Genomic DNA, 7,900 nt, shown 5'->3' on the forward strand with positions numbered 1-7,900 from the left:
TACCGCTAGCATTGTGCAATAAGCTCAGCCGGTTAAGTAATGAGTAGTGTTAATTATTGTTGGACAGATAGTTTACCATACATGAGCGTAATTGCAAGCTAACCGCAATGCTGGTCTAACTTCATGAAAATGAACTGGGCCCCCCCTACTCTTACTAACGAAATTTGGGTGGCATTTGTAACCCCCATTTTCATAAAGACTGACAACTTAAAAAGTGCCCCTTCGTGAGCTTGCTTGACACGCTCATGAAGTGACACTTGTTTAGAGAATTATTTACCAAAATCAGTAACTGCTTAATCTTCGTATACTTCACCCCTAAAATGATGGTTCTTTAACTGCTTGGCGACCTTCTTGGAGCGGTAGTAGTGATCAGACGTTTGAACTAGACCAGAGGCCGCAGATAACGTTGAAATCTTTTTACCGTGATACTTCTTCGTACTGGTCTTATAGTAGTCGCCGTAGCCCGCATTCTGATTCCAGAGCTTGATGTTGATCCAGTTAGCCTTTCGGGCAAAAATCTTACTGCCAAATACCCAGCTTGAATGCGTCTTATGTTGGTAGGGATAGGTACTGGTTGGGTGTAGGCTCGACTTTACTTTCACGTAGCCATCCGCATGGGACGTATACTGCCAGGTCTTGGCGGTAAATTTTTGCGTATCGTACTTGCCATGACCTATGTAATGATACCAGGTGTGCCGGTAACGCTTGGGAAAGGTGGTTAGGGACCGTGTCTTAGCGTGCACCGTCGTTGGTGTCGTGCTAGCCATCCCACCGATTGAGACCCCGGCTAATAACACTGCAACAAACAACGTCTTTTTTCTCATCATCGAATCCTCCAGTTGATTAATCATCAGGTACAGCCGTAGTATACACCAGCTAGCCACGAGGAGGCAGTATCAGTCGCTGACCCTTTAATCAACTCATTAAAACTGGTTGCAAACTTTATCCGCTTCGCTTATGGTTGTTCATAATAGAATCAATGCTAACTGAAAGGGAGGGCTTCCCTTGAACTATCTTTTACTTCTGCGAGGCATCAACGTAGGGGGCAAGCATCGCGTTCCCATGGCGGACCTTCGGGCTCTGTTAACAGCCGATGGGTTCACCGCCGTACGCTCATACATTAATAGTGGTAACTTATTCGTCACTAGCGACCAACCCGCAGCTGTTTGTGAGGCAACGGTGACTGAAATTTTGACGCGTAATTTTGACTTTCCCATCGCCTTTCGACTGCTCGCACAACCAGACTTTTTGGGGGACTTGTCCCGCGCACCAACTTGGTGGGGCGCCGATCCACAACTGCGACACAACGCCCTGTTCAAACTCAACACCTACGAACCGCAATGGGACGACTGGCTCACCGAGCACCGTACGACCGACTACGATCAGGTACTGATTACATCAACCGTTATCTTCTGGACGTCAACGCTAAAAATCAATTTCAGCCGCTCATTCTATTCAAAGATTGCCGGAACCGCGTTCTATAAACAGACCAGTGCCCGGAACTACAACACGACCGTCAAGCTCAAAAATTTACTGGAGGCACCTCATGATTAAACCCGTTATTCACGATCAAACACGTTTAGTACAGAAATCCACCCCCGCTACCAAGGCTGACGCAGCCACCGTGACGGACCTTTTAGACACTTTGAAAGCTAACAGTGACAATTGTGTGGGCATGGCCGCCAACATGATTGGCAGCAATTTACGGATCATTGTGGTGGATATGGGCGTCTTTCCGGTCGCCATGGTCAACCCAGTCATCACCAAAAAATCCGGGCCATACGATACCCAGGAAGGTTGCCTGTCCTTAACTGGCGAACGACCAGCCAAACGGTTCCAAACGATCGATGTCACGTTCGACAACCAACACTTCCAACGACAACATCAGACCTTCACCGGCTTTGTGGCCCAAATTATTCAACACGAAATTGACCACTGCAACGGTATTTTAATCTAAGGCGACGCCTGAAAAAGACCAATATCCCTGAAATCTGCTGAAATGCTGATTAACTTAAAACTGCTGCCACACTTAGATTTTGTGTGACAGCAGTTTTTTTGATTTCTGTAGCTGAAACGTGCAATTGCGGACAGCGGGTTCCGCTTAACCCCACAAGATTAAGAATCCAGGACCGGGATTCTCAATCTTGTGACGTTAATGCTCGCCAGCTAACCGTCCGCAATCGCACTCTTATCTTCCCCACAACTGCATCCAACCCCAGCCAATTAAACACACGTTAAAAATCATGAGCAGAGCCCATAACCACAGGTAATCTGTGACCAACACCGGGACGTGCAACCACCATAGAAAGACTGACATCATCCCAATTACCACAATGTTAATGATTAATCCCAACATCTTAGCCAGTCGGCTTTTCGCCACGCTAGTTGCTAAGACGATGAACAGCATGCCGCCCACCAATAACACGTCCGGTTGCTCCCAGACCAAGTCCAGGCCCAGGCTGGTCTGCGCGGGTTCTAGCGAAATAATCAGTAGAAAGTACAGACACCCGACGACGTTTAGCAACGGCACAAATACGTACAGTTTCTGCATAGTCGTCACCTCTTCTGCTTCTACCTTGACTATAGAAAGCCACGCACGAGATGTAAACCTGAACGCTAGGACTTGGTTATTTGAGAAAACAAACCGGTTGCTGAGACCGCGCACCAAAAGGCAGCTAACCCCGAACATCAATGCTCGCTAGCTAACTGCCTTTTGGCTTACTCTATTTAATTTAGGCAAGAAAATCCTTTAGTTTTGTTCCCAAGGTTGGGAAAATCATAATTTGCTTCTCTTGAAAGTCCCGCGCTGTCAGTCCTAACGCAATCACACTGACCAGCTGATTCACGTCATCCGTTGCCGTTTGACTGACCTCGCTGGCGCCCACCAACCGGTTACTTTGATCAAACACGCCAATTAATTCAGCATCCTGATCATTGGTCCCGGCGTACGCAAAGTCCGGTGCTAATGCCATCTTTTTCAAGTGATAACGGTCATCCGTTTGGGCAGTCGTTACCGCAACCCCGACCTGCGCAATCTGGGGAAAGGTAAATGAACCGGTGCCAGTCACTGGATAGGCGATTGGTTTGGCTAAATCACCGGCCAGGTAGGCCCCCTCAAACTGAGCAACTGGCGTAAGTTTGGGAGCGACTTCTCCCGCCTTCTTCACGACATCCCCAGCGGCATAAATACCCGCCACGTTGGTCTGGAGGTGGTCATCAACAATAATCCCCTGCGTGTCGGCACTTACACCAGCCGCCGCAAGATTTAAGGAATCCACGTTCGGCATGCGTCCCGTGGCATCCACCACATAATCCGCGTGATACGTGTCGCCTTCAGCCGTGCTGACTGCCAACCCACCTGTCATCTGCCGAACCGCATCAACGGATTGGCCAAAGTGTAATTTGATGCCACGCGCCTCCATTTGCGCAACCACCACGGCTACGTGTTGGTCATAGAACGGACCCAAGGCACGCGGTGAATGCTCGATAATTTCGACATCAGCCCCCGCAGCATTTAAAACAGTGGCTAGTTCCATACTGACGTAACCACCACCGATGAAGGTCACCCGCTGTGGCAATGTCTTGAGAGCCAATACATCGTTGCTATTGTGCGTCAGCTCACTCCCAGTAATTGGCAACTGATGGGCCTTCAATCCCGTGGCGATAATAATTTTTTCGCCTTGGTAGTGCTCACCATTAACTGCAACTGTATGGGCATCGACAAAACTAGCGGTGCCCTGCAGCGTTGTCACATAATCAGTCTGAAAAGCCGCTTGGGCATTGGCTGGATACGGGGCGAACGTGGCCTGCTTGGTGGCCATCAACGTTGGCCAGTCAATCTTAGCAGGGTGTTGAATGCCGCGTCCTTGTAATTGACGGGCAATCAAAACGTTTCGAACGGCGCCTTCCAAAAAGATTTTAGGTTCGCACCCATAATTCGGGCAAGTTCCCCCAAATAGTTCATTATCAATAATCAATGCGGTCTTCGCACTACCAGATGTTTTTAAGGCCGTCGTTAACCCGTAGGCTGCGGGACCACTGCCCAACACAACGTAATCAAATTTATTACTCATTAGTCACCTAGTACTTTCTTCAGCTCTGCTACAAACATTGGTTTTGGCCGCGCACCGACTAATCGGTTCACAACCTGTCCATCTTTTTTGATTAAAAAAGTGGGAATTCCCTGAACATCGAACCGACCAGCAACCTCCTGATCATGATCAACGTTCAGCGACGTGAATTTAACTTTTCCTTGAAACTCATCACTCTCAGATAAACTCTTGAGAATTGGGTCCATCATCTTACAAGGTGGACACCAGTCGGCTCGAAAGTCGACAACGGTTACGCCCGTATTTGTTTCTTGATCAAAATTTTGGTCGTGAATTTCTTTAATCATAATCAGGTACCTCCGTATTTTCGTTTAGATAATCCCCACCGGGGTATTTGATGATTGGTCGGCGAACGGCTAAAGAGCATCGAATTGAAGTCGCCATCTTCCCAATGGTGACTGCTACAATCCGTTCCGTATTAATTTCAAGGCTAAATGATTGCCGCCAATCAAGAACGAGAATCAGCATACCCCCATGGGTATTTAAACGCAAGTTTTTTTACTTTTGCTGTATTAAAAAAACACCTTACACAAATTACGTAAGGTGCCGCTAAAGCCTATTTAGTTGCGGCTTGACAGAGATTGTCGATCCATTGGAAAAGTTCAGGCAAATCGTAGTCACCGCTGTGAGGTGTCGCCCACGGTAACTTAAAATCAACATCATAGCCCCGGTTGGCCAATTTGGTAGCCAAAATCATGGGAATAGCAAACGATGTATCCCGGTCGGCTGCCCCGTGACGAATCCGCCAGTGAGGCGCTACGTGACTCTGCTTAGTCATCAAATAGGTTACGGGATTCACTGCAGCAACCAATAATGGATCAGCTATCGACGCCGGAACCGTTGAATGGTCCTGCGAAAACTGCGTGAAGTGTCGAGCCGGTGTCAATCGATTGCCAAACAGGTCGTTCTCAGGATTGCTGAGGTCCAAAGCATCAAAGGCTGGAACACTCTTCATCCGCGTGATGGCGTGTAAATAACGGGACCAGTCGAGTCCGGTCACCATCTGATTAGTTACCGTAACGCCGGCATATTTAGTCACGTCCGTTCCAGCAGCTAACGCCCGTTGCGCTGACATTAAAATTTCCCGTTCAATTGCTTGTTTGAAACTTCCCTCACCGGCGGCATCCAAGGTCAACGGATTACCAGCGATATCTCTGAGCCCCAAACCATTGAGATACGGTACAAATGCCGCTTTGAGCTCACGCGACAGCACCTGTTCATCCGGCGAGAGTTGGCCGTGAATTGGCGTACAGATTCGTTGATTATTTTCGATGCGGATGCGCTGACGGTGCCACTGATTGATACCGTTGAATTGCCACTCATAGGCGGCATCGGCGTGCGCCAAGTTGTGGACCGGACAGTACGCTGAGACGGCAAAAATATCGTCCGTGGCCGGTGCCGCTCCGATTTCTTGCAAGGGGGTCTCAAAGAAATCGGCGTTACCGCTGGCCCCCGTCAAGGCTGAAGTTGCCCCACCCGCGCTAGTACCATTGGTGATGATGCGGTCGGGGTTGCCCGGAAGCCAGCCTGCATTGTATTTCACGTAGCGTACGGCGGCCTTCATATCCACAACAAAAGCAGGGGCCTTACCCAAGTATTCATTCTGTAAATTCTGCGTTGTCCGCCCACGCAATCCAGCTGAAACAACGACATATCCCCGCTTTAGCGCTTGGAGGATGGTGGTACTGCCACTAAACGGCGCTGGGTTGCCAGGGAAGTCTCGTGGTCCGGGCAAATACCCCCCGACGGTATTGGGCATGAAAATGGGAGCCGTGACCCGCGTATAGCCATTGATGGTCTGGCCGTTAAAGTAACCCTCCGGTACAAAAACGTTGAGCTTTTGACAGTCATCAACTGGTTGCGCCACGTAAGTTAAATCCTTAAAAGCTCGGTAAATCACCCGGGTCGTCCCCACGGTCGCCGCTGCTGGGTCATAAATCTTTTCATTAAACCGTAGTGGATCCGTCATCATCATTCCTCCGTTTCAGTTAGTTGGTTAACCTTACTGTAGTGGAAAAACACGAGTCGTGCAATTGATTTGCCAGTCAAGCTAACCGTCAGGACTAGCAAATGGGCAATGGGTAGTTGGCTGGCTACCAAGTGGATACGCCCCCGTTTACTATCCCAGCTATCCGGAAGTAGCTTGTGAATTTACCGAGTCATTTCCGTTGTTGTAAGCGCAACCATCAGTTAAAATGAGGGAAGCAAAAATTCACAAATACATAAATATTGAGATTTTAGTTAATCAATGAAAGCGAGCGATAACCATGCAGAATTTGTCCCGCCATATTTCCTTTCCTCGACTCTTAATTCTGGGTGCCTCCAGCGTCATTGGGAGTAGCTGGATTTACACGAACGGTATCTTCTTTGACAAATACGGGGCTGGGGGCGAAATCTTTGGCTTTGTGCTGGCCACCTTTATCACGGTGCTAGCTTCCCTCTCCTTCGCTGAACTTTCTTCAATTTTCCCCCGAAGTGGTGGCCCAGTCGTGTATAGTTATCTCGCGTTTGGCAAACGACTGGGATTTGCAACCGGGTGGGCAATTCTGGGGGCTTACCTGAGTGCCCTCTCCTTCTACGTAACGGCTAGCAGTATGCTGCTGGCAACGTTGATTCCCCAGATATCGGCAGGCCCTGGCTACACAATTGCTGGCGCCCACGTGTCACTGATGGAGCTGGCAATCGGTGTAGCCTTCACGCTCTTAATTTTCGCGTTAAACGTCCGCGGCACCAAATTGACGGCGGGCGTGCAAGCGGTCCTGTTCATTGGACTGGTCATCTTAGGAGGCACCTTGGTGGTCACTGGCTTTACACAAGGGAGCGTCCACAACTTTTGGCCAGCGTTTAGTGCTGGTACGGACCCTTGGGCTAACGTGATTCGCTTTGTACTCCCGGCCATGACCTTCTTGACCGGTTGGGAAGTCGTCACGATTCTGGCGGAGGAAGCGGCCATGCCACCACGTAAGATTGGGAAAGCGGTCGTGGGCGCCATTTTACTGGCAGCAAGCTACTACATTGTGGTGTTGCTGGCGAGCGCTTGGGTCTACCCCTGGCAGAAGACGGCCAAATTCAGCATGGGCTCCATCAAGGCGTATACGGAGGCCGGGTTCCCCCTGCTGGGAACGGCGGCGTATCTGATTGCCTTCTTGGGATTGCTAACGAGCTTCATTGGGCTGTTTACGGCGGCCCCTCGGTTAATTCTTTCATTATCCCGAGCAGGACTGCTGCCGCAACAGTTTGCCAAGATTAATGAGAAGCACAATACACCGGTAAACGCGACGATTTTGGTGTTGGTATTTGCGGTTGGTTTCGGCTGGCTGGGTAAAGGTGCCATGACCTACTTCTTGGACTTAGGGGGCTTCTTCGTCGCGATGGCTTGGGCCATCACGGCAATGGCACTGTGGCGGATTCGCCGTGATTATCCAACCCTCCACGGTGGCTTTCGACTAAAGCGACTCTGGCCGAGTATGTTAGGTGGCCTGTTGGCTGTGACCATTGCCATCGGCACGCTGTACCCCAAGTCACCAGTTGCCTTGGCCTGGCCAACGGAATACATTATGCTGGCCGTGTGGATTGGGCTGGGACTGTTGTTTTACTGGTTAGGACGCAAGGAACATCAAGATACAGATCAGGCATTACATCATTTGTTAGGTGACAAGGAATTTGAGCGGTTGAAGAAAACTGAATAAAGACTCTAAAAAGCACCACTAACTATGTACTAGTCCCTGTCAAGTTGACGGATGAAATACTATAATTTTTGTAGATTTGATTAAGCGGCTTCACCGCGGTAT

General features: G+C 49.5%; 8 protein-coding genes. 3 read left to right on the forward strand and 5 right to left on the reverse strand.

Annotation, left to right across the window (positions count from 1 at the left end; translation table 11 throughout):
- Positions 1 to 293: 293 nt before the first annotated feature.
- The gene (locus EKM87_RS04485; RefSeq protein WP_125682265.1) at positions 294 to 824 is read right to left on the reverse strand and encodes a hypothetical protein; all 531 of its coding nucleotides are present in this window, start codon (positions 822 to 824) and stop codon (positions 294 to 296) included.
- A gap of 181 nt (positions 825 to 1,005) precedes the next feature.
- Here EKM87_RS04485 and EKM87_RS04490 point away from each other — a divergent pair, with 181 nt between their 5' ends.
- Both EKM87_RS04490 and EKM87_RS04495 read left to right on the forward strand, forming a co-directional pair.
- On the forward strand, positions 1,006 to 1,554 hold the full coding sequence (locus EKM87_RS04490) for a DUF1697 domain-containing protein (protein WP_125682267.1): 549 nt from the start codon (positions 1,006 to 1,008) through the stop codon (positions 1,552 to 1,554).
- Positions 1,547 to 1,957, forward strand: coding sequence for a peptide deformylase (locus EKM87_RS04495; RefSeq protein WP_125682269.1), 411 nt, complete (start codon positions 1,547 to 1,549; stop codon positions 1,955 to 1,957). The genes EKM87_RS04490 and EKM87_RS04495 overlap by 8 nt, the downstream gene beginning before the upstream one ends.
- A 231-nt stretch (positions 1,958 to 2,188) precedes the next feature.
- Here the strand turns inward: EKM87_RS04495 and EKM87_RS04500 are convergent, their stop codons facing one another.
- From EKM87_RS04500 to EKM87_RS04515, 4 genes are all read right to left on the reverse strand, one after another.
- The gene (locus EKM87_RS04500; RefSeq protein ID WP_125682271.1) at positions 2,189 to 2,551 is read right to left on the reverse strand and encodes a hypothetical protein; all 363 of its coding nucleotides are present in this window, start codon (positions 2,549 to 2,551) and stop codon (positions 2,189 to 2,191) included.
- A 181-nt stretch (positions 2,552 to 2,732) separates the two neighbouring features.
- The gene (locus EKM87_RS04505) at positions 2,733 to 4,073 is read right to left on the reverse strand and encodes a dihydrolipoyl dehydrogenase family protein (protein ID WP_125682273.1); all 1,341 of its coding nucleotides are present in this window, start codon (positions 4,071 to 4,073) and stop codon (positions 2,733 to 2,735) included.
- Positions 4,073 to 4,396, reverse strand: a complete 324-nt coding sequence (locus tag EKM87_RS04510) for a thioredoxin family protein (RefSeq protein WP_125682275.1) — start codon at positions 4,394 to 4,396, stop codon at positions 4,073 to 4,075. Before EKM87_RS04510 ends, EKM87_RS04505 begins: the two co-directional genes overlap by 1 nt.
- A gap of 269 nt (positions 4,397 to 4,665) precedes the next feature.
- Positions 4,666 to 6,078 carry a subtype B tannase gene (locus EKM87_RS04515; protein WP_125682277.1) on the reverse strand — a complete coding sequence of 471 codons (1,413 nt, stop codon included), beginning with the start codon at positions 6,076 to 6,078 and terminating at the stop codon, positions 4,666 to 4,668.
- 298 nt (positions 6,079 to 6,376) lie between these two features.
- Here EKM87_RS04515 and EKM87_RS04520 point away from each other — a divergent pair, with 298 nt between their 5' ends.
- The gene (locus EKM87_RS04520) at positions 6,377 to 7,798 is read left to right on the forward strand and encodes an APC family permease (protein WP_125682280.1); all 1,422 of its coding nucleotides are present in this window, start codon (positions 6,377 to 6,379) and stop codon (positions 7,796 to 7,798) included.
- Positions 7,799 to 7,900 lie beyond the last annotated feature (102 nt).

This window comes from Levilactobacillus yonginensis (genome assembly GCF_003946265.1).
Classification (GTDB): Bacteria; Bacillota; Bacilli; order Lactobacillales; family Lactobacillaceae; genus Levilactobacillus; species Levilactobacillus yonginensis.

Excerpts from the sequence above, each read along its gene's own strand:
- EKM87_RS04485 (WP_125682265.1), bottom strand. The coding sequence starts at position 824 with ATGAGAAAAAAGACGTTGTTTGTTGCAGTGTTATTAGCCGGGGTCTCA.
- EKM87_RS04495 (WP_125682269.1), top strand. The coding sequence starts at position 1,547 with ATGATTAAACCCGTTATTCACGATCAAACACGTTTAGTACAGAAATCC.
- EKM87_RS04500 (WP_125682271.1), bottom strand. The coding sequence starts at position 2,551 with ATGCAGAAACTGTACGTATTTGTGCCGTTGCTAAACGTCGTCGGGTGT.
- EKM87_RS04505 (WP_125682273.1), bottom strand. The coding sequence starts at position 4,073 with ATGAGTAATAAATTTGATTACGTTGTGTTGGGCAGTGGTCCCGCAGCC.
- EKM87_RS04510 (WP_125682275.1), bottom strand. The coding sequence starts at position 4,396 with ATGATTAAAGAAATTCACGACCAAAATTTTGATCAAGAAACAAATACG.
- EKM87_RS04515 (WP_125682277.1), bottom strand. The coding sequence starts at position 6,078 with ATGACGGATCCACTACGGTTTAATGAAAAGATTTATGACCCAGCAGCG.
- EKM87_RS04520 (WP_125682280.1), top strand. The coding sequence starts at position 6,377 with ATGCAGAATTTGTCCCGCCATATTTCCTTTCCTCGACTCTTAATTCTG.